Origin of the sequence: Mycobacterium sp. MAA66 (genome assembly GCF_041261665.1) — a bacterium.
GTDB lineage: Bacteria > Actinomycetota > Actinomycetes > Mycobacteriales > Mycobacteriaceae > Mycobacterium.
The window spans coordinates 1-21,341 of record NZ_JBGCCC010000012.1 but is presented as its reverse complement, the minus strand read 5'-3'; the positions used below and the strand labels follow the sequence as shown (position 1 = coordinate 21,341).

Genomic DNA, 21,341 nt, shown 5'->3' with positions numbered 1-21,341 from the left:
TTGCCACCCCTAGGATCGAGCCCATGGCTCAGCTAGACATCGAATCCCGGCTCGACGCAGTCGCCCCCATCGTCCTGTCGATCTTCCGGATGGTGATCGGATTCCTGTTCGCGGTGCACGGGTCCTGCACGTTGTTCGCCTGGCCCGTCGACACCGGCATGGGCACACCGGCATTCGGTACTTTCCCGGGGTGGTACGCGGGCGCTATCGAATTGGTCGTCGGCATCCTGGTGTTCACCGGCCTGGCCACCCGCATCGCCGCCTTCATCGGTTCCGGCGAGATGGCCTTCGCCTACTTCATGGCGCACCAGCCCAAGGGCCTGCTGCCCATCGCCAACGGCGGCGAACTATCCGTGCTCTACTGCTTCGCGCTGTTCCTGCTGGTCTTCACCGGTGGCGGCATCATCGCACTGGACACTCTGCGCCGGGGCTAGCGGTCCAGTCCCATATCCACCCGGAACCGCTTCATCCCGTCGATCTTCTCGGCAGTGGTGGCCTGCGGACCGGCGTAGAACATCCACGGCATCGTCACGTTCCCCGTGATGCCGGCCCGCTCTGCGCGCTGGAAATGCTCCGGCAGGTAGGCGTCGGCCAGCGGGGTGATGATCTCGAAACCGTCTAGCGGCAAACCGTTTTCGGTACGCAGCTCGCGCACCCGGGTGGCCGACGCGACCGCTTGATCGACGGTGATCAAGTCCCCGATCCAGCCGTCCTGGCGCGCCGCCCGGCGCAGCGCGGTTTCGCTGAGGCCGCCGACGTAGATCGGAATGGCCGGTGGCGTGGGCTCCATCTCCAAGCGCGGAACCTGGTAGAACTCACCGTCAAAGGAGGTCCAGCCCGCCTGCCACAACTGCCGGATCAATTCCAGCATCTCGTCGGTGCGCTTACCCCGACGCTCGAAAGCCTGTCCCATGAGCGCGAATTCGTCTTGGCACCAACCGACACCAACGCCGAACTCGACGCGGCCGCCGGACAGGCACGCCGCGGTGCCGACAGATTTCGCGACCGAGAACGGATCCCGCATACCCGGGATGTACACCGTCGTCACGAATTTCACCCGACTGGTCACCTGCGCCAGCGCACCGACCAGCACCCACGGGTCGGGCCAGTGTGTGAACGGTCCCCAGCGCCGCTGACCGTCGGGGGTATACGGGTAGGGCGTGGACAAGGTCTCCAGGTTCACCACATGGTCCGGGATGGCGATCCCGTCGTAGCCGAGTTCGTTTGCTGCCCTGGCGATCTCCACCACTTCGCCGACATCCAGGAACGCCAGACTGACGTAGAACCTCACTGCGCAGCCCGCGCCCAGGACGGCCGGATGAAGATGCCGTCGGCCTCGACGGTGATTCCGGAGGCATCCGAGATCGTCCCTCGGGCAAAGGTTTTGACACCGTCGACGCGATCGATCCAGGCCTCGGTACGGATCCGGCCCAGTGGCGTGCCGCGCAGATACCGCAGGGTGATGGTGCCGGTGAAGTGCGGCTTGGTCAGTCCGTCACTGGCCGCCTCACCCAGTATGTGGTCGAGCACCAACGCACAGATGCCGCCGTGCACCAGCCCCGGCGGGCCTTCGTAGGGCAGCCCCAGCTCGAACTCGGCCCAGCACCGGCCATCGGGCCCCTCGTGGGTGATGTCCATCGGTGGGGCGATCGCATTGCGCAGTCCCACCGCGGGATTGGCATATGCCAGCGGCCGGCCGGTGCCTACGTGCCGCAGCGTGGTGGTGCTGGCGTGCTGGACCGACATCAACCGCGCGGTGACGGCCTCGATCTCCGCCTGCGCATCGGCGATGGTGGCCGCGTCCACACCGGTTCGGATACCGGCGTCGACCAGCCGCCGCACCGCGTCGGTGAACGGCTCGTACATCGCCCGCTGGCGCGCGTACTCGTCGTCACTGATCAGATCGAACGGAAAATCTCTGGTTGACTCGCTCACTCGCCGAACACCTTACGTACCACGGTCTTTGCGCGCCGGGTGACGCGCAGGTAGTTGTCCAGGAATGCCCCACCGTCGTCGCTGTCCCAACCCGCGGCCAGCGCGACGGCGTTGAGCTGGCGACCCGGGCCGGGCAGCTGGTCGGTGGGCTTGCCGCGCACCAGCACCAGTGCATTGCGCGCCCGGGTGGCGGTCAGCCAGGCCTGCCGCAGCATGTCCACCTCGTCCGCGGGCACCAGCCCGGCCGCCGCGATGACATCGAGGGACTGCAGCGTCGAAGTGTTGTGCAGCGCGGGAACCTCGTGCGCGTAACGCAATTGGAGCAGTTGCACGGTCCACTCGACGTCGGCCAGCCCACCGCGGCCCAGCTTGGTGTGGGTGTTCGGATCGGCGCCGCGGGGCAGGCGCTCAGCCTCCACGCGGGCCTTGATCCGCCTGATCTCGCGCACCGCATCGGCCGACACCCCACCGGACGGGTAGCGGGTCTTATCCGCCATCAGCAGGAACCGCTCGCCGAGTTCCAGGTCACCGGCCACCCGGTGCGCACGCAGCAACGCCTGGATCTCCCAGGGTTGAGCCCATTGCGCGTAGTACGCCTCATAAGACGCCAACGTCCTTACCAGCGAGCCGTTTCGGCCCTCGGGCCGCAGCCCCGCGTCGACCTCCAACGGCGGATCGGCACTGGGCTGCCCCAGCAGTGTCCGCACCTGCTCAGCCACCCCGATCGCCCACCGTACGGCCGTCGAATCCTCAACGCCGGCAACCGGTTCGCACACGAACATCACGTCGGCGTCGGACCCGTAGCCCAGTTCCCCACCCCCGAGCCGGCCCATCCCGATCACCGCGATCGAGGCCATCGGTCCGTCCGGACCAGAGCGAGCGCGGACCACCGCGTCCAGCGCGGCTTGCAGCACCGCCACCCACACGGCGGTAAGGGCCTGACAAACATCGGTCACCGAGAGCATTCCCAGCAGGTCGGCCGAGGCCACCCGGGCCAATTCCCGACGACGCAGAGTGCGGGCCGCCGCGATGGCCCGCACCGGGTCCGGGTGCCGGCCGGCCGAGGCCACCAATGCACGACAGATCGTATCCGGTTGCCCCTCAAGCAGTTTCGGCCCCTGCGGTCCATCGGCGTACTGCCGGATCACCTCAGGCTCCCGCATCAACAGGGCCGGCACATAGGCGGAGGTGCCGAGCACGTGCATCAGGCGTTTGGCCACCGCACCTTCGTCACGCAGCGTGGCCAAGAACCACCGCTGGTCCGATAGTTCATCGCTGATCCGGCGGTAGGCCAGCAGCCCTGCATCGGGATCGGGGGTATCGGACAGCCAATCCAACAGCGTCGGCAGCAGCACCTGTTGCACGGTGCCGCGCCGGCCACTCTGACTGGTCAACGCCGCCAAATGGGTCAGTGCGCTCTGTGGTCCCTCGTATCCCAGAGCGGCCAACTGTCGCTCGGCCGCGTTGGTGGTCAGCCCCGGACCGAAATCGGCCCCGACGGATTCGAGCAGCGGCTGGTAGAACAGCTTGGCGTGTAGCCGAGACACCCGCACGTGCTGCCGCTTGAGTTCCTCACGCAGCACACCCAGGGCGTCGTGCTGGCCGTCGGGACGGACGTGCGAGGCCCGGGCCAGCCAGCGCCACGCCTCATCGTCACCGTCTTCGGGCAGCAGATGCGTGCGCTTGAGCCTTTGCAACTGCAGCCGGTGCTCCAGCAGCCGTAAAAACTCATACGACGCAGTGAGATTCGCGGTGTCGTCCCGCCCGATGTAACCGCCGGACCCCAGTGCCGCCAGGGCATCCACAGTCGAGGCCACATGCAGTGAATCGTCGTTTCGACCGTGCACCAGTTGCAGCAGCTGCACGGCGAATTCGACATCGCGCAGTCCGCCGGTGCCCAATTTGAGTTCACGGGTGCGCACCCCAGCAGGAACCAGTTCCTCCACCCGCCGCCGCATGGCTTGCACGTCGGGCACGAAATCCTCACGGTCACAAGCGGTCCAGACCATCGGCATCAGCGCGGCGATGTACTGCTCGCCCAAGTCCGCGTCACCCACCGACCACCGGGCCTTCAAAAGCGCTTGGAACTCCCAGGTTTTGGCCCACCGCTCGTAGTACGCGACGTGCGACTCGAGGGTGCGCACCAATTGGCCCGCCTTGCCCTCGGGCCGTAGCGCCGCGTCCACTTCGAAGAAGGTTTCGCCGGCGAACCGCATCAGTTCGCCCGCCACTCGGGTGGTGGTCGAATCCGCATTCTCGGCAACGAAGATCACGTCGACGTCGCTGACGTAATTCAGTTCGCGTGCACCACATTTGCCCATCGCGATCACGGCCAGCCGCGGCGCCACCCCGTCGGCTCCACACACGGTCCGGACACCGACCACCAATGCCGCCGCCAGCGCCGCGTCTGCCAGATCCGACAGGTGCTGCCCCACTGTGACGAACGGCAGCACCGGCTCGTTCTCCACGGTGGGCGCGCTGTCCAGTGCCGCCAGCACCAGGATCCGATCCCGATACAGCACACGCAAGGCCGATCCCGCCGCCGGAGTGCCCGCGACCTCCGCGGCCAATCGCTCGAAGTCCGCCAGCAACTCCTCGCGCGCCGGCAGCGACACCTGCCCCCGCAGCAGTCGCCACGAAACGGGGTGCGCCACAAGGTGATCGCCGAGCGCCAACGAGGTTCCCAACACCCCGAACAACCGCCCACGCAGCGACTTGTCAACGACGAGGGCGCGGTTCAGCTCAGCCCAGTCATCCCCGAGCGCATCGGCGATCCGAACCATGGCGCGCAGCGCGCCATCGGCCTCTGGTGCCCGGGACAGCGACCACAACAGCTCGACGTGTCCGTCGGTGTTCCAACCCAAGCGGTCGAGGTCCGCGCGCGCGGACGGCGCCACCAGCCCGAGCCGGCCGACGCTGGGCTGAGTCGGGCGTTGTGTCGCGGGGTTGGGCACGCCCTGACGTTACAGGGCCAGGTATTCCTTGAGTTCGAACGGCGTGACGTGGCTGCGGTAGTTCTCCCACTCGGTGCGCTTGTTGCGCAGGAAGTAGTCGAAGACGTGCTCCCCCAGCGCCTCGGCGACGAGCTCGGACTTCTCCATCTCGCCCAGTGCCACACCGAGGCTGGACGGCAGTGCCTTGTAGCCCATGGCGCGCCGCTCTTCGGGGGTCAGCGTCCAGACGTTGTCTTCGGCCTGCGGTCCGAGCTGGTAGCCCTTTTCGATGCCGCGCAGACCGGCGGCCAGCAGTACCGCGAACGCCAGGTACGGGTTGCATGCCGAATCCGGGCTGCGCACCTCGACGCGCCGCGACGACGCCTTGCGCGGGGTGTACATCGGCACCCGCACCAGGGCCGAGCGGTTGGCCGCGCCCCAGGACGCGGCGGTCGGCGCCTCGCCGCCGTGCACCAGACGCTTGTAGGAGTTCACCCACTGGTTGGTCACAGCGCTGATCTCGCTGGCGTGCTCCAGGATCCCGGCGATGAACGACTTGGCGACGTCGGACAGTTGCAGCGGATCGTCGGCGCTGTGGAAGGCATTGGTATCGCCCTCGAACAAGCTCATGTGGGTGTGCATGGCCGAACCGGGGTACTGGCTGAACGGCTTGGGCATGAACGACGCCCGCACGCCCTCGTTGAGCGCGACCTCTTTGACCAGATACCGGAAGGTCATCACGTTGTCGGCCATGGACAGCGCATCGGCATAGCGCAGGTCGATCTCTTGCTGGCCCGGCGCACCCTCGTGGTGGCTGAACTCCACCGAGATGCCCATCGACTCCAGTGCGTCGATGGCGTGCCGGCGGAAGTTGGGTGCCGAATCATGAACGGCCTGATCGAAATAGCCGCTGTCGTCGGCCGGTACCGGCACGGTTCCGTCATTCGGGCCGGGCTGCAACAGGAAGAACTCGATCTCCGGGTGCACGTAGCAGGAGAAGCCGAGATCGCTGGCCTTGGCCAGCTGACGACGCAGCACGTGCCGGGAGTCGGCCCAGGACGGCGAACCGTCGGGCATGGTGATATCGCAGAACATCCGGGCCGAGTAGTGCTTGCCGGCGCTCTTGGTGGTCCACGGCAGGACCTGGAAGGTGGACGGATCGGGCCGGGCCACCATGTCGGCCTCGGAGACGCGGGCGAAACCTTCGATGGCGGACCCGTCGAAGCCGATGCCCTCCTCGAAAGCACCCTCCAGCTCGGCCGGCGCGATCGCCACAGACTTGAGGTATCCGAGCACGTCGGTGAACCACAACCGGACAAAGCGGATGTCCCGTTCCTCCAGCGTGCGCAACACGAATTCCTTCTGGCGATCCATGTCCGCAGCGTAGGCAGCGGCTGTTAAATCTGTGTTACCAACACGCCTTTGATTCTCAGCAACGCAAACCGGTCTCAGGCGCTTTCGACTCAGTCAGGAAGGCCACCACCGCCGAATCGACGCATTCGTTGCCGTTGAACACCACGGTGTGCTGGGTGCCGTCGAAGGTGATCAACGAGGCGCCCAGTTCGTGGGCCAGCTCGACCCCGGCCTGATACGGCGTGGCCGGGTCGTGGGTCGTCGACACCACCACCACCTTGCCCGGTCCGGGCGAGGCCACCTGGTGCGGTGTGGACGTCGGCGGCACCGGCCACAGCGCGCAGACGTCGCGAGGTGCGTAACCGGTGTACTTGCCGTAGGCCATGTACGGCGCCGCCTGGCGCGCCTTCAGATCAGACGCGGCCCAGGTCGCCGAGTCGGTCGGGAACGGCCCGTCGACGCACCGGATCGCGGTGAACGCGTCCTGCAACGGCGCGTAACGCCCGTCCTTGTCACGATGCTGGTAGTCGTCGGCCAGCAGCAGCAGGTCGCCGGCATCGGTGCGACGCTGCAGCCCCAGCAGTCCGCTGGTGAGGAACTTCCAGTACTTCTTGGTGTACAGCGCGTTGGTGGTGCCGGTGATCGCGTCCTGGTAGCTCAGGCCACGTGGGTCACCGGGGGTCGGCCCGGGCCGCTGCACCAATGGGTCGACCAACTGGTGGTACCGCGCGACGAACTGATTGGGGTCCTGCCCCAGCGGGCAACCGGGCGAATTCGCGCAATCCGCCGCGTAGTCGTTGAAAGCCGTTTGGAATCCGGACAATTGCAACAGATTCTCGGTGATCGGATCGGCGTTGGGGTCGACCGCGCCATCGAGCACCATGGCCCGCACCCGCTGCGGGTAGCGGTCCGCATAGGCCGCACCCAGCTCCGTGCCGTAGGAGAAGCCCAAATAGTTGATCTGGGTCTCGCCGAGTGCGGCGCGCACCACATCCATGTCCCTGGCCGCCGAAGAGGTACCGACGTTGGCCAGGAAGCCGCGGCCCATCTGCTGCAGACAATCTTGTGCCAGTTGACGATTCACACCGTCGATGTGTGCGACGCCGGCGGGGCTGTAGTCCACCATCGGATCGCGCCGGTAGTCGTCGAACTGTGCATCGGTGCGGCACCGTAGCTGCGGCGTGGAATGCCCGACGCCGCGCGGATCGAACCCGACCAGATCGAAGCTGCGGCCGATCTCGGACTGGCTGAGCAATGCCCCCATGCCGGCCACGGTGTCGACCGCAGAGGCCCCCGGCCCACCCGGGTTCACCAGCAGCACGCCGATGCGCGGTCCCGATGCCGGTATCCGAATGACGGCAAGTTTCGCTTGTGGCCCACCGGGATTGGCGTATTCGAACGGGACGCTGACGGTGGCGCACCGGGCGGTCGGGATGTCGGTGATGTCGCCGACGAATCGGTCGCAACCGCCCCAGGCGGGCGCCTGTTCGTAGTAACTCTCCAGCGAACCACTGCCCGGCACCGCCCCGGCCGGCGCAGCTGTCAGCGCACCGAGAACCAACAGCGCCCCGGCAAGTCCCGCAATTCTGCCTGTGCGCATGGCGATCATGGTCGCACGGCGAAACACCCGGGACCCTCGTGGGCGGGCGCGGTGATTACCCGGTAATCAGACGGTGACCAACCGGTTATGCAGCGCCCGATCCGTGATCTGGAGTGCCACTCAGCATTTCGTGCCGGGCGGCGGCACGGTCACGTCGATCAGATACTTGGCGGCGATGTCGTCGACACACTGATTGCCCTGGAACACCACCGTGTGCTGGGTGCCGTCGAAGGTCAACAGGCTGCCGCCCAACTCCTTGGCCAGGTCCACCCCGGCCTGGTAGGGCGTGGCCGGATCATGGGTGGTCGACACCACCAACGTCGGCGGCAGCCCCTTGATCGAGAGTTCGTGCGGCGTGCTGGTGGGCGGCACGGGCCAGAAGGCACAGGTGCTCAACGGGGCATCGCCGGTGAACTGGCCGTAGCTCATGAACGGCGAAACCTGCCGGGAACGCTTGTCCTCGTCGATCACCTTGGCGCGGTCGGTCACCGGTGGCTCGTCCACACAGTTCACCGCAACCCGGGAATCGGTCGAATTGTTGTAGTGCCCATCGGCATCCCGGCCCATGTACAGGTCGGCGAGTTTGAGCATCAGGTCGCCGTTGCCGTTCTTCAGATCGGTCAGACCCTCGGTCAGCTTCTTCCACAGATTCGGCGTGTAGAGCGGCAGAATGGTGCCGACCACCGCGTCGCCGTAACTCAGTCCTCGCGGGTCGGTGGTGTGCGCGGGATTCTGCACCAGCGGGTCGACGATGCCGTGGAACACGTCGGTGGCCTTGGTCGGGTCGGTACCCAGCGGGCAGTCCGGGCTGGTCGCGCAGTCCGCCGCGTAGTTGTTGAACGCGGTCTGGAACGCCGCGGCCTGGTCGATGTCCGACTGGATCGGATCGGCGTTCGGGTCGACCGCGCCGTCGAGGATCATCGCGCGGACCTTGTCCGGGAAGTACTCGGCGTACTGCGAACCGATCCGGGTGCCGTACGAGTACCCCAGGTAGGTCAGCTTGTCATCGCCGAGCGCTTGCCGGATGCCGTCGAGATCCTTGGCCACACTTGCGGTTCCGATGTTCTCCAGGAACTCCTTGCCCATCTTGTCGACGCAGCGCTGCACGAAGGCCTTGGTCTCGGACTCGATGTGCGCGACGCCGGCCGGCGAATAGTCGACCTGCGGGTCGGCCCGCAGCCGATCGTTGTCGGCATCGGAGTTGCACCACAACGACGGCCGCGACAGACCGACACCGCGTGGATCGAAGCCCACCAGGTCGAATCGGGCCCGGACGCTCGCCGGGATCGAGTCCAGCAGCGAGACCGCGGCATCGATACCCGACTCACCCGGGCCGCCCGGGTTGATCACCAGCGAACCGATCTTGTCTCCGGTCGCCTTGAACTTGATCATCGCCAGCTGGGCGACGTCGCCGTCGGGCTTGGAGTAGTCGACCGGGACCGACAGCATGCCGCATTGGGCGGTCTTGGGGATCGGCAGCGAACCGTCCTGATTGGTCGCGGGGCAGGCCGACCAGGCGATCGCGGTACCGACAGGAGGCACGGCGCGCATGGCCTTTCCGTCCACCACGGTGCTGCAGCCCGTCACGAGCATTAACACCATCGCAGCCGCGAGGCTCCCCCGTCTGAAGTTCATGGTCGACCATGCTGCCATGGGACCGGTCCGGCGCAGGTCACCGACCGGTAGCGGCGACCAGATCGGCGAGTTCTACGGCGAAGTCGTCAGCCATGTCCCAGAGGTCCGGGATGAGCTCCGGGCAGGAGATCAGGCCGACGTCCAATCCGCCGTTGAGCGACATCACGGTGATGTTCAGCCCGGAGCCGTGGAACAACGGCCCCAACGGGTACATCGCCTTCACCTCCGCACCCAGGAAGTACAGCGGCTCCTGCGGCCCGGGCACGTTGGAGATGACCAGGTTGTGCACCGGCTTGGCCTCGGTCAGCTTGCTGGCGGCGTACACCCGCATCGCGACGCCGAACACCGCTGGCGCGGCGAACTGCGACCAGTCCTGCAACAGCGTCGCGCTGATCGCCGAACTGTGTTGCTTGGCAACCGAACTCGCGTCGGCGATGGCCCGTAGCCGCGCGGCCGGATCCTCGATGGTGGTCTCCAGTTTGGTGAACATGCCAGACACCTGATTGCGGCCGGGACGGTCGGAGCGGCCATGCACCGATACCGGCACCATGCCGATCAACGTGGAATCCGGCAACGCATCCTGGTCCAGCAGATAGCGCCGCAGCACACCGGACACCAGCGCCATCACCACGTCGTTGACCTTGACGTTGAAGTGGTTCTTGACGGTCTTGATGTCCTCGAGATCCAGCTGGGCGAAGGCCACGTTGCGATGCGCGGTGACGTTGGCATTGAACGCGGTCTTGGGCGCGGCGAACGGCGCGGCCATGGTCAGACCCTTGGCGGCGCGGCGGACGGTGTCGATGACGGTGGTGGCCGTCGACGGCAGCATGTTGACCAGCTTCAGCGGGCGGCTGACGAATTTCACCGCGCCGCGCACCGCGATCTCCAGCTCGGAGGCCGTTCCGACGCCCGCAACGGGCTCGGGGGCCGGCGCGTCCGGTTCGGTGGTGCACAACTGCGACATCAGGTTGGCTCCGGTGACGCCGTCGACGCCGGCGTGGTGCACCTTGGTCAGCACCGCAAGCCGACCACCGCTCGACGGGTCGGTTCCGGCGACGTTCTCGATCACCCACATCTCCCACAGCGGACGGGTGCGGTCCAGCGGCAGTGCCGCGATGTGGCCGCAGATCTCCGCCAGCTCGTTGCGGCCACCGGGTGCGGGCAGCCCGATCCGGTGCACGTGCCGGTACAGGTCGAAGTCCTCGTCGTCCACCCACACCGGGTGGTCGAGGTTGAACGGCGAATCGGCCAGCTTCTCCCGGAACTCCGGCATCGCCTGGATGCGCTGCCCCAAGGCCTCCCGCAGGCGGTCAAAGGTGTATCCGCCGGGAATCGTCGCGGTGTTCAACTCCAGCACCGAGCACACGTGCAACGGCTGCACCGCGGTCTCGAGGTAGAGGAAACTTGCGTCCAAGCCGCTGAGCCGTTGGTATCCAGGCATGCCCGAGATCGTATGCGGCCCGTGGTTACCAGTGTGAGGTAATCCACTTCACGCAGTGTTCACCTCGGCGTGCTGCGAGTGGCAGACTTGACCACGTCATACGACCCGGGGACCCGACATGGGCCTCGAGGTACGAACCGACCAACCAGTTGAGGACGATGATGTCTGATCAGTCTGTTTACGGTGCTGCCACGGAGCCTGCCTGTAGCGCCCCGCGCACTTCTGCCGACGGCGCGAACCGCACCAAAGTCCGCACCCACCACCTGGCCAAATGGAAGGCCGAGGGCCACAAGTGGGCCATGCTGACCGCCTACGACTATTCGACCGCGCGCATCTTCGACGACGCCGAGATCCCGGTCCTGCTGGTCGGCGACTCGGCGGCCAACGTGGTGTACGGCTACGACACCACCCTGCCGATCAGCATCGACGAGCTGATTCCGCTGGCCCGCGCTGTGGTCAAGGGCGCGCCGCACGCGCTCGTGGTCGCTGACCTGCCGTTCGGCAGCTATGAGGCCGGACCCACCCAGGCCCTGGCTACCGCGACGCGTTTCATGAAGGAGACGGGCGCGGCCGCGGTCAAGATCGAGGGCGGCGAGCGGATGGCCGAGACCATCGCGGCGCTGACCGCGGCCGGCATCCCGGTGGTCGCGCACATCGGCTTCACCCCGCAGAGCGTCAACAGCCTGGGCGGCTTCCGGGTGCAGGGTCGCGGCGATGCCGGCGATCAGACCATCCACGACGCCATCGCGGTGGCCGAGGCCGGCGCGATCGCCGTCGTCCTGGAGATGGTGCCCGCCGAACTGGCGACCCAGATCACCGGCAAGCTGACCATCCCGACCGTCGGCATCGGCGCCGGCGTCAACTGCGACGCGCAGGTACTGGTGTGGCAGGACATGGCCGGAATGACCAGCGGCAAGACCGCCAAGTTCGTGAAGCGGTTCGGCGACGTCGGCCCCGAATTAGGCCGGGCGGCAAGGCAATACGCCGCCGAGGTGGCCTCCAGTGTGTTCCCCGCCGAGGAGCATTCCTACTAGGCGCGAGCGTGAGGGCTGTGCACGCAAAAACGCGAAAATCCGTGCACAACCCTCACATTCGGCATCAGGCGAACTCGGGGGCGCGCTTGCCCAGGAACGCGGCGATGCCCTCTGCGCCGTCGGCCGACGAGGCGCACTTGGCGATGAAGCGACCTTCACGCTCCAGCTGGGTCTCGTAGTCGGCCCCGAAGGTGCCCAACAGCAGCTGCTTGACCGCTGAATTCGAACCACGGGCCTGACCGGCGACCTCGGTGGCCAACTTCTCCAGTGCGTCGGGCAGTTCGGCGTCCGGGACCACCGTGGTCACCAGGCCCCAGTCCGCAGCCTCGGCCGACTTCAGCACCCGGTTGGTGATCATCAGTTCCTGGGTGCGGCGCAGACCGATCAGCCGCGGCAGCACGTACGACGAACCGCCGTCCGGGCTCAGGCCGGCCTTGGTGTACGCCATGGTGAACGACGCCGACTCGGCGGCCAGGACCAGATCGCCAGACACCCCGAGCGGGAAGCCCGCGCCCGCGGCCACGCCGTTGACCGCGGTGATCAGCACGGCATCCATCCGGGCGAAGGTCGACATGGCGCGATGCAGGTCGTTGGCGATGCCCTTGACGAAGGCGCCGGGATCGGCCGCCGCAGCCATCGCCTTGAGGTCGCCGCCGGCGCAGAAGAAACGGCCGGCTCCGGTGATCGTGACGACCTTGACCGAGGAGTTGTCGCACCGCGCGGACGCAGCGGCGAGTTCACGCGTGAGGGTGTCGTTCATGCCGTTGGCCGCATCCGGCCGGTTCAGCACGATGTTGACGACAGTGCCCGACTGGGTGAACTTCAGCGTCTCGAATTCGGTCATGGGTGATGACGTTATCCGGTGGCCGTGACGACCGGCCTGCGACCCAGCCTTTCGGTTGAGCGGTCACGCAACGGCTGGAAGTCGCCGCGATATCCCAAGGTGCGCAACGCTCCTTCGGCCACCACCCAGGCCTGGTCCGGCGGACAGTGCTGGTCATCGGAGCGGGTGTTGATGGCCGATTCGACGAGCCGGAACGGCAGGTCCGCCGCAGCGGGCGGACCCGCACATTCGGCGATGGCCGCGTCCGCGAGTTGTCGATAACGACCACGCAATTGCTCACGGCGGGAACGGAATTGCGCAAACCTGTCGACCCGCAGTTCGGGCAGCAGGTAGAGCGCACCCAGATTCCAGGTGCTCGCGCACAGGTGGCTGACGTCGGCAACCACCAAGGTGTACAGCCGCTGCGGCGCCGGGCCGGATTCTGCGAGCAGCTCGGCCGCCAGGCGCAATGGCTCGTCCACGGTGCCGGCCAACAGCGCGTCCAGGATGTCGTCCTTGGTGGCGAAGTGGTGATAGAGCGACGCCTGCCGCACCCCGACCGCCTCGGCGATGCGCCGGGTCGAGGTGTTGGCGTAGCCCTGCGTCGTGAACAGTTCGGCGGCGGCGTCGAGGATCTGTTCGCGGGCGGTGCCGCCGGGGCGCCGGGGTTGTTCCAGCCTGGGACGTCCCCGGCCTTCGGTAGCCATGGGCCCATTCTGCACTGGCGGCCGAACTCTTCGCAGGCCTATTATCTATCGACTGACAGATAATGTCACTCAGCCGTAACAACGGCGACACCAGCAGAAAACGACCCCCCTAAAAACTCTCAATTGAAAGTTATTCACCCGCAGGAGAGGACGACATGTCCAGCACCAACTCGACGGACGGCGCCCGGTCCCACGCTCGCGCACAGGCCGGTGGCGCCCAATTTCGGGTACCACAAACCCCCGACGGCGTGGCCGAGCTGCGCTGGGCCGAAGCCATCCCCGCCGGCTCGTATGCCACCAAGGTGCTGGGCCGTGGCACCCGGTTACGGCTGACCGACACCGGTGGCAGCGCATGCGCACACCTGCAGTTGTTCCGCGCCGACGCGCCATGGGAACGCCTCAACGTCGCCGACACCATGAAGGTGCCCTGGCAGGCATACCTGGGCACCGGCCATCCGCTGCTGACCGACCAGGGCCGCGTCCTGGCCACCATCGTGGCCGACAGCTCAGGCAGACATGACACCTTGTGCGGCTTCAGCCGCGAAGTGGCCGCGAAGCTGTTGCTCGGTGCGCACAAACACGGCCTGGATGTCCGCGATGTCGCCCCATCGGTGTCGTTCTTCCGCGGGGTGCAGGTGGCCGACGACGGCGGGCTGCAGTTCACCGGTTCGGCCGGCGCCGGCACGTCGGTGGATCTGCTGATCCATCTTCCGGCGATCGTGGTGCTGGCCAACGGTGCCCACCCGCTGGACCCCAGCCCCGGCGACACCGACCTGGACGTGCTGGCCTGGCGCGCAGACGACGAATTGACCACGCCGGTCAACGACGACCCCGAATACCTGCGGGCCCTGTTCAACACCGAAAGCACCTGGGCGGCAAGCGAAAACGGAAAGGCCTGAGCGTGAACAACAACCCCGTCATCACCCGCGTCGTCGCCGATGAGACGGTCGCTGCCTGCGTACCGTGGTCGGCGATCGTGCGCGCCGGGCAGACCCTGCAGATCATCGACACCTACGGCAACCAGGCCGTCGACACCCTGTTCTGGGGCGTGCGCAACGACCGGCCGGACCCACTGTTGCGGTACAACTACCAGAGCACCGTTGCGGCACAGGGAAATATCTTCCTGACCACCGGATCGGTGTTGCGCGGCACCGACGGCACTGCGTTGATGACCATCGTCGCCGACGAGGTCGGTAACCACGACACCATCGCCGGCGCCTGCTCCAAGGAATCCAACACCCTGCGCTATGGCCACCACACCGTGCACCAGCACGCGTGTGCCGAGAACTTCCTGGCCGAAGCCATCAAGTGGGGTATGGGTAAGCGAGACATCGTGCCGAACGTCAACTTCTTCATGAACGTCCCGGTCGAGCAGGACGGCACCCTTGGCATCGTCGACGGGCTGTCGGCGCCGGGGAAATCCCTGACCCTGCGCGCCGACGTCGACACCCTGGTGCTGGTGTCGAACTGTCCGCAGATCAACAACCCGTGCAACGGTTTCAACCCGACGCCAGTGCAGATGGTCATCTCCCGATGACGCAGATCGAGGTGCTGCGCCCCGGCATGCTGACCACCGTGCAGGACTGGCCCGGACGCGTCGGCTACTGGAATATCGGCGTCCCACCGTCCGGGCCGATGGACGACCTGTCCTTCCGGATCGGCAACCGGGTACTGCTCAACCCCGAGGGCACCGCCGGTCTCGAGTGCACCAAAGGCGGCCCCGCCCTGCGCTTTCCGGACGGCGGACGCGTCTGCGTTTCAGGCGCGCCGGTCACCGTCACCGTCGACGGGGTGCCCGTTCCGCAGTGGCAGTCGATCACCGTACCGGCCGGTGGGGTGCTCGACGTCGGGATGGTCAACGGGCCCGGCATGCGCTGCTATGTGCTGGTCGCCGGCGGACTCCTCGAGACCGAATATCTGGGCAGCACTTCGACTTTCACCATGGGCGCCTTCGGCGGGCACCACGGCCGCAAGCTCGCCGGCGGTGATGTGTTGACCGCCGGCACCGACCGTGGACCGCACCAGATGCGGCCGGACCGTGATGCGCGCGCGGCAATCGACGAACTGCCGGCCATCGGCACCCACTGGGAGGTGGCCGTGACCGAAGGTCCCCACGGCGCCCCGGAATTCTTCACTCGCAGCGACATCGACACCATCCTGCGCACGCACTACACCGTGCACTTCAACTCCGACCGCACCGGCGTGCGGCTGGAAGGACCCAAGCCGCAGTGGGCCCGCACCGACGGTGGCGAGGCCGGCCTGCACCCGTCGAACATCCATGACAACGCATATTGCGTTGGTGCCCTTGACTTCACCGGAGACACCCCGATCCTGCTCGGGCCGGACGGCCCCAGCCTCGGCGGATTCGTCTGCCCGGTGACCGTGGCGCGCGCCGACCGGTGGAAGCTGGGCCAGATGGCACCCGGCGACACCGTGCGATTCGTCGCGGTGCGTGCCGACCGGGCACCGTCACCACGCACCATCGACCACGACCGCCGGGCCTCGCTGGGCAAGGTCTTCTCCACCGGTGGCGACGGTGACGACGGCGTGCTCTCGCAATTTATCTCGGCCGACGGCACCGCGGTCACGCTGCGCCGGGCCGGTGACGGCGGCGTCCTGGTCGAGTACGGGCCGATGGTGCTCGACCTGGCGATGCGCGCCCGCGTACACGTGCTGTACGAGCAGCTGCAGGCCGATCAGATCCCAGGTATCACCGAAATGACCCCGGGTGTGCGGTCGCTGCAGGTGCAGTTCGATCCTGAGGTGCTGAGCATGTCCGAGATGGTCGAACTGCTCGCCGTCACCGACCAGAATCTGCCGGCCTCCGATCAACTCGTGGTGCCCAGCAGAGCTGTTCGGCTGCCGCTGTCCTGGGACGACCCAGCGACCCATGAGGCCATCGAGCGGTACATGAACGGAGTGCGTGCCGATGCCCCGTGGTGCCCGGACAACATCGAGTTCATCCGCCGGGTGAACGGTCTGGCCGACCGGTCAGAGGTATACGAAACCGTTTACCGCGCAGACTATTTGGTGCTCGGCCTGGGTGATGTATACCTCGGCGCACCGGTGGCCACTCCCCTGGACCCACGCCACCGGCTGGTCACCACCAAATACAACCCGGCCCGCACCTGGACCGCGGAGAATTCGGTCGGTATCGGCGGGGCATACATGTGCATCTACGGCATGGAGGGCCCGGGCGGCTACCAGTTCGTCGGCCGCACCACACAGGTGTGGAACCACTGTCATCCGGCCGACGCCGCCGCCTTCGAGCCGGGCACCCCCTGGCTGCTGCGGTTCTTCGACCGGATCAACTTCTATCCGGTCAGCGCCGCGGAGCTGCTCGATCTGCGGGCCGACATGGCCGCCGGCCGCGGCCACGTCGAGATCACCGATGGCGAGTTCTCGCTGGCCGGCTATCAGGATTTTCTGGCGGCAAACGCCGAAGGAATCGCGACATTCCGGGCGCAGCAGTCCGAGGCATTCGGCGCCGAGCGGGCAGCGTGGGACGCGGCCGGCGAACTCAGCCGCACCAGCTAACGCCGGGCCACTCACAGGTATGGAATTCTTGTGGCATGGCAGCCGATAAGCGCAAACCGTCCCGTCACACCGAGATCGAGCGCAAGTTCGCGGTAGACGATGAGACGGTGTCGCCGTCATTCGACGGGCTGTCGGCGGTGACGCGGGTCGAGCAGTCGCCGGTTGCTCACCTCGACGCGGTGTATTTCGACACCGCGGGCCATGACCTGGCGGCCCACAAGATCACCCTGCGGCGGCGCACCGGCGGCACCGACGCGGGCTGGCACCTGAAGTTGCCGGCCGGCGCCGACGCCCGCACCGAAGTGCGCCTGCCCCTCAACGGTGCCGGCGAGGGCGTGCCCGACGAGTTGCGCGACATCGTGCTGGCGATCGTGCGGGACCAACCGCTGGCGCCGGTTGCCCGCATCGAGACCCAGCGCACCGTGGTGACGCTGTTCGGATCTGACGAGTTGGCCGAGTTCTGCGACGACCGAGTTACGGCCTCGGCCGGTGACGCCGAGCAGAACTGGCGGGAGTGGGAATTGGAACTGGCTCCCGGAGTCAGCGACGAGGAGTTGTTGGACCGGTTGGCCCACCGGTTGTTCGACGCCGGCGCGCGGCCTGCGGGGCACGGGTCGAAGTTGGCCAAGGTGCTCGCCGCGGGACGGCCCGCCGAGCCCGAGGCGGCCAATCCCGAACCGACCGACGCGGTGCACCGGGCCATCGCCGCACACGTCGACGAACTGATCGAGTGGGACCGCGCGGTGCGCTCCGACACCTTCGACTCGGTGCACCAGATGCGGGTGACCATCCGCAAGATCCGCAGCCTGCTGCAAGAAACCGGCGGACTGGGCGAGCGGGCCTGGGTGCTGGACGAACTGAAGCTGCTGGCCGGGGTGCTCGGGGCCGCGCGCGACGCCGAGGTGCTCGCACAACGCTATGAGAAGGCGTTGTCCGGACTGGCGCCCGAACTGGTCCGCGGACCGGTGCGTGAGCGACTGGTCGACGGCTCGCAGCGGCGCTACGACGCCGGGCTGCGCCGTTCGGTGACCGCGATGCGCTCCGCACGGTACTTCCAGTTGCTCGACGAACTGGACGCGATCGTCGCCGATCCCGGATGGTCGGCCGCGGGCGAGGAATCGGTGACCGTCGAGGCCACCTATCGCCGGGTCCGCAAGGCGGTGCAGCGAGCACATGCCGCCGAGGATGCCGGCGCCGAGGATGCCGATGAGACGCTGCATCGGATTCGCAAGAGCGCCAAGCGTCTTCGGTACACCGCCGCCGCAACCGGTGCGTCGCGGGTAGCCGACCGGGCCAAAGAGATCCAGACCTTGCTCGGCGATCACCAGGACAGCCACGTCAGTCGAACCCATCTGCTGACCCAGGCCGAGGCCGCCCACGCCGCCGGCGAGGACACCTTCACCTATGGCGTGCTGTACCAGCAGGAGTCCGAGATCGCCGGGTATGCACGGCTCCAGTTGGACGATTCATTGAAGGGGTTGGCCCACGCGGTGCGGCGGGCGAAGTAGGGGCGGACGAGCTGGCCTGTAAGCCGGATTCTGTTCCTCGCCACCATGACTGGTGGCGAGGCGGCGACCATCCATCTGGGTACTCCGTTGCCGGGTACCTCAAGCGGCCTACCCGCAAGCTCGGGCGAGCAGCCCTCGAGCACCTGCGCGACCACGCTTTCGCGTGGCCTTCTTGGCCTTGCTTCGGGTGGGGTTTACCTAGCCACTCCGGTCACCCGGAATGCTGGTGCGCTCTTACCGCACCGTTTCACCCTTACCGCCCTGGGCCCGAAAGCTCAGTGCGGCGGTCTGCTTTCTGTGGCACTTTCCCGCGAGTCACCTCGGATTGCTGTTAGCAATCACCCTGCTCTGTGAAGTCCGGACTTTCCTCGACACCGTGAAGTGCCGCGGCCGCCCGGCCAACTCGTCCGCGCCGATCACCGTACTGGATTGTGGTGCCACCTGACCATGCGATCGGCTACTACGCCGTTGCGCGCCGCCGCAGGATGATCAGGTTGTCGATCAGCGTCACCTTCTGACCATCGGGACCGACGGTGTCGCGAGTCACCGGGCCCGCGTGTTCCTGCCGCCACTCATCGGTCAGTTCCAGTTCGGCGACAACCTCGTGAGCAGGCTGAAAAGCGTGGTGCTGTACGTGCTCGCCGGCCCACGGTGGCGCCTCGCCATGGTCCACGATCAGCAGCGTGCCGCCGGGATTCACCGCGGCCGCCGCGTGCCGCAGAACCAGCGGGCGTTCCAACCCGACGGTGGAATGCAGGAACTGCGCCGACACCAGATCGAAGCCGCCACCCGGGAAACTGTCCGACAGGTCGTGCTGCTGGAAATCGATGTGGCCCTCGACACCCGCTTGTTCAGCCGCCTCCCGCGCCCGGCCCAACGCGGTCTCGGCAATATCGACCGCCACCACTTGCCAGCCGTTCTCGGCGAGCCAGACCGCGTCGGCACCCTCGCCGCAACCCAGGTCCAGCGCCCGGCCCGGTACCAGCCCAGCGGCCACCCCCGGCAGGTGAGCGTTTACCCGTCCGCTCCAGATCCGATCTTTCTCGGCGTAGCGGCCCTCCCAGTGCTGCTGCGGCGTTTCATCCGTGTGCATGCGCGGTCTCTCTCTCCTGTGCGGTCGGCCATGACGGAATCGGTAGCCCGACCCGCTCACTGAGCAAGCTCTGCACCATCGCCGCGGCCGCAGTGGAACCGCTCGCTATCGCGGAAGCGACTTGCGGCATCTGCGCGCAGACATCTCCGGCGGCGAACACGCCGGGCACCGAGGTGCGGTACAGCTGATCGACCACCACGGCGTCGGCGATGACCGGACCCGGCGGCGCAATCTGGACCCCGAGTTGTGTTGCCAGCGTGGATCGCTGATGCAAGCTGCTGGCCACCAGCGCGCCACTGCGTTTCAGTTCGGTTCCGTCGGTGAATGCGACCGCGGTCAATATGTCACCGGCAGAGACGAATTCGGCGATCTTACGGGTGTCGACTGACACATCGGCCTCCATCAGCAGCCGAAGTTGATCGTCGGTGAGACCGCTGCGACCATTGGTCAGGACCACGATGTCGTCGGTCCAGCCCGTGAGCAGCAGGGCCATGTGCACCGCACGGTCACCGTCGGCGAGCACAGCCAGCGGCTGATCCCGGGATTCCCACCCGTGACAGAACGGACAGTGGAACACCGAATTGCCCCACAGACTTGCCAGACCGGGAACATCGGGATACTCGTACCGCATACCGGTGGCCAGCAGCACCCGCCGGGCACCGTGAACGGCGCCGTCGGTCAGTTCCAGGCGGAACGAATCACCTTCTGCGAGTGCGCAGGTCACCTGCCCTGCGACGATCTGCACCGATTCGTATCTGGCAAGTTCGTCCCGAGCTGCCGCATAGAACTCCTGCGGCGGTCGGCCGTCCTGGCCGAGCAGCCCGCCGATCCCATGCGTCACACGATTGCTCGGTTCGCCGGCATCGACCACCAAGGTTCGGCGCCGGGCCCGACCGAGCACCAGCGCCGCACTCAATCCAGCCGCGCCGCCGCCGATCACGATGCATTCCCATTCGTTCTCCACGCCGTCGAGCTTGCCTGCACCGCTCAAGAATGCCAAGCTAATTTGCCATGCAGGCAAATGCCGATGCCGCCGACGACATCGAGTCGCGAGTACGACAGCGGCTGCGAGAGCTGCGCACTCAGCGAGGCATGACGCTGGAAGATGTTGCGCGAGCGGCCGATATGGACGTCTCGACGTTGAGCCGATTGGAGTCCGGCAAGCGCCGTTTCGCCCTCGACCACCTGCCCCGACTTGCCGCCGCACTGTCGATCAGCACGGACGAACTGATGCGCACACCCGAGGCCGACGATCCACGGGTACGGGGCGCCTCGCACACCCGCGACGGCATCACCTACTGGCCACTGACCCGAGGCGGCCCGGCAGGCGGCTTGCACACTTTCAAGATCCGGGTCAGCGCGCGCCGCCGCAACCCACCTGCCGAACTACCGGTGCATGACGGCCAAGAGTGGTTGTACGTGTTGTCCGGCCGATTGCGACTGATTCTTGGCGGGCGCGACTTTGTGATCAAACCCGGTGAGGCCGTGGAATTCTCGACCTGGACCCCGCACTGGTTCGGAACCGTCGACGGTCCGGTGGAAGCCATTGCCATCTTCGGCCCGCACGGCGAGCGGCTGCACATCCGAACTTGAGTGGGCCATCAGAATGGTGGTGGTTCGGCGTTGGCTGCGGCGAGTTGTTCGTGGTGGCGTTGTTCGTCGAGGCGTTCCTGGTTCGCGTGGCGTTCGGCCAGGATTTTCGCTGAGCGTTCCTGCACCCGGGTCCGGCTGCGGGTCGGCAT

At 66.9% G+C, this 21,341-nt stretch carries 18 protein-coding genes and 1 other RNA gene; 7 read left to right on the top strand and 12 right to left on the bottom strand.

The features are described 5' to 3' along the window. The first annotated feature begins 23 nt into the window (after nt 1-23). Nucleotides 24-434, top strand: coding sequence for a DoxX family protein (locus ABIA30_RS24135; RefSeq protein ID WP_370070126.1), 411 nt, complete (start codon nt 24-26; stop codon nt 432-434). On the opposite strand, the gene ABIA30_RS24130 is transcribed toward ABIA30_RS24135, so the two are convergent. The 7 genes from ABIA30_RS24130 to ABIA30_RS24100 all read right to left on the bottom strand — a co-directional run bounded on the left by ABIA30_RS24130 (nt 431) and on the right by ABIA30_RS24100 (nt 10,897). Beyond that, nucleotides 431-1,291: a TIGR03619 family F420-dependent LLM class oxidoreductase gene (locus ABIA30_RS24130; protein WP_370070124.1), complete on the bottom strand. Its 861-nt coding sequence runs from the start codon at nt 1,289-1,291 to the stop codon at nt 431-433. The genes ABIA30_RS24135 and ABIA30_RS24130 overlap by 4 nt on opposite strands. Further along, nucleotides 1,288-1,866: a PaaI family thioesterase gene (locus ABIA30_RS24125; protein ID WP_370070378.1), complete on the bottom strand. Its 579-nt coding sequence runs from the start codon at nt 1,864-1,866 to the stop codon at nt 1,288-1,290. The genes ABIA30_RS24130 and ABIA30_RS24125 overlap by 4 nt, the downstream gene beginning before the upstream one ends. Before the next feature lie 65 nt (nt 1,867-1,931). After that, the gene (locus ABIA30_RS24120; protein WP_370070122.1) at nt 1,932-4,889 is read right to left on the bottom strand and encodes a bifunctional [glutamine synthetase] adenylyltransferase/[glutamine synthetase]-adenylyl-L-tyrosine phosphorylase; all 2,958 of its coding nucleotides are present in this window, start codon (nt 4,887-4,889) and stop codon (nt 1,932-1,934) included. Nucleotides 4,890-4,898: 9 nt separating this feature from the next. Continuing rightward, the gene (locus ABIA30_RS24115; RefSeq protein WP_370070120.1) at nt 4,899-6,242 is read right to left on the bottom strand and encodes a glutamine synthetase family protein; all 1,344 of its coding nucleotides are present in this window, start codon (nt 6,240-6,242) and stop codon (nt 4,899-4,901) included. 55 nt (nt 6,243-6,297) lie between these two features. Beyond that, complete coding sequence (locus ABIA30_RS24110) at nt 6,298-7,830, bottom strand: alpha/beta hydrolase (protein WP_370070376.1); 1,533 nt, start codon at nt 7,828-7,830, stop codon at nt 6,298-6,300. 111 nt (nt 7,831-7,941) lie between these two features. Continuing rightward, the gene (locus ABIA30_RS24105; RefSeq protein WP_370070118.1) at nt 7,942-9,474 is read right to left on the bottom strand and encodes an alpha/beta hydrolase; all 1,533 of its coding nucleotides are present in this window, start codon (nt 9,472-9,474) and stop codon (nt 7,942-7,944) included. 19 nt (nt 9,475-9,493) lie between these two features. Further along, nucleotides 9,494-10,897 (bottom strand): wax ester/triacylglycerol synthase family O-acyltransferase, encoded by a 1,404-nt coding sequence (locus ABIA30_RS24100; protein WP_370070116.1) that lies wholly within the window; start codon nt 10,895-10,897, stop codon nt 9,494-9,496. 161 nt (nt 10,898-11,058) lie between these two features. Here ABIA30_RS24100 and panB point away from each other — a divergent pair, with 161 nt between their 5' ends. After that, complete coding sequence (panB, locus tag ABIA30_RS24095; protein ID WP_370070114.1) at nt 11,059-11,931, top strand: 3-methyl-2-oxobutanoate hydroxymethyltransferase; 873 nt, start codon at nt 11,059-11,061, stop codon at nt 11,929-11,931. A 64-nt stretch (nt 11,932-11,995) separates the two neighbouring features. Here the strand turns inward: panB and ABIA30_RS24090 are convergent, their stop codons facing one another. Together ABIA30_RS24090 and ABIA30_RS24085 are read right to left on the bottom strand one after the other, a co-directional pair. After that, on the bottom strand, nt 11,996-12,775 hold the full coding sequence (locus ABIA30_RS24090) for an enoyl-CoA hydratase/isomerase family protein (protein WP_370070112.1): 780 nt from the start codon (nt 12,773-12,775) through the stop codon (nt 11,996-11,998). 11 nt (nt 12,776-12,786) lie between these two features. Then, nucleotides 12,787-13,461, bottom strand: coding sequence for a TetR/AcrR family transcriptional regulator (locus ABIA30_RS24085; protein WP_370070110.1), 675 nt, complete (start codon nt 13,459-13,461; stop codon nt 12,787-12,789). Nucleotides 13,462-13,616: 155 nt separating this feature from the next. Here ABIA30_RS24085 and ABIA30_RS24080 point away from each other — a divergent pair, with 155 nt between their 5' ends. The 4 genes from ABIA30_RS24080 to ABIA30_RS24065 are packed head-to-tail and all read left to right on the top strand — an operon-like array spanning nt 13,617 to nt 18,506. Next, entirely contained in the window at nt 13,617-14,360 is a 744-nt protein-coding gene (locus ABIA30_RS24080) for a DUF1989 domain-containing protein (protein WP_370070109.1), read from the top strand. A gap of 2 nt (nt 14,361-14,362) precedes the next feature. Continuing rightward, nucleotides 14,363-14,998, top strand: a complete 636-nt coding sequence (locus tag ABIA30_RS24075) for an urea amidolyase associated protein UAAP2 (protein ID WP_370070107.1) — start codon at nt 14,363-14,365, stop codon at nt 14,996-14,998. Next, entirely contained in the window at nt 14,995-16,998 is a 2,004-nt protein-coding gene (locus tag ABIA30_RS24070) for a 5-oxoprolinase/urea amidolyase family protein (protein ID WP_370070105.1), read from the top strand. The genes ABIA30_RS24075 and ABIA30_RS24070 overlap by 4 nt, the downstream gene beginning before the upstream one ends. 35 nt (nt 16,999-17,033) lie before the next feature. Next, on the top strand, nt 17,034-18,506 hold the full coding sequence (locus ABIA30_RS24065; protein ID WP_370070103.1) for a CHAD domain-containing protein: 1,473 nt from the start codon (nt 17,034-17,036) through the stop codon (nt 18,504-18,506). Between the two features lie 3 nt (nt 18,507-18,509). On the opposite strand, the gene rnpB is transcribed toward ABIA30_RS24065, so the two are convergent. From rnpB to ABIA30_RS24050, 3 genes are all read right to left on the bottom strand, one after another. Next, nucleotides 18,510-18,912, bottom strand: an RNA gene (gene rnpB, locus ABIA30_RS24060) — RNase P RNA component class A. A 54-nt stretch (nt 18,913-18,966) separates the two neighbouring features. Beyond that, the gene (locus tag ABIA30_RS24055) at nt 18,967-19,599 is read right to left on the bottom strand and encodes a class I SAM-dependent methyltransferase (protein WP_370070101.1); all 633 of its coding nucleotides are present in this window, start codon (nt 19,597-19,599) and stop codon (nt 18,967-18,969) included. Next, nucleotides 19,586-20,563 carry an NAD(P)/FAD-dependent oxidoreductase gene (locus tag ABIA30_RS24050; protein WP_370070374.1) on the bottom strand — a complete coding sequence of 326 codons (978 nt, stop codon included), beginning with the start codon at nt 20,561-20,563 and terminating at the stop codon, nt 19,586-19,588. Before ABIA30_RS24050 ends, ABIA30_RS24055 begins: the two co-directional genes overlap by 14 nt. 47 nt (nt 20,564-20,610) lie before the next feature. Here ABIA30_RS24050 and ABIA30_RS24045 point away from each other — a divergent pair, with 47 nt between their 5' ends. Next, nucleotides 20,611-21,192: a helix-turn-helix domain-containing protein gene (locus ABIA30_RS24045; RefSeq protein ID WP_370070099.1), complete on the top strand. Its 582-nt coding sequence runs from the start codon at nt 20,611-20,613 to the stop codon at nt 21,190-21,192. Nucleotides 21,193-21,341: the final 149 nt, after the last annotated feature.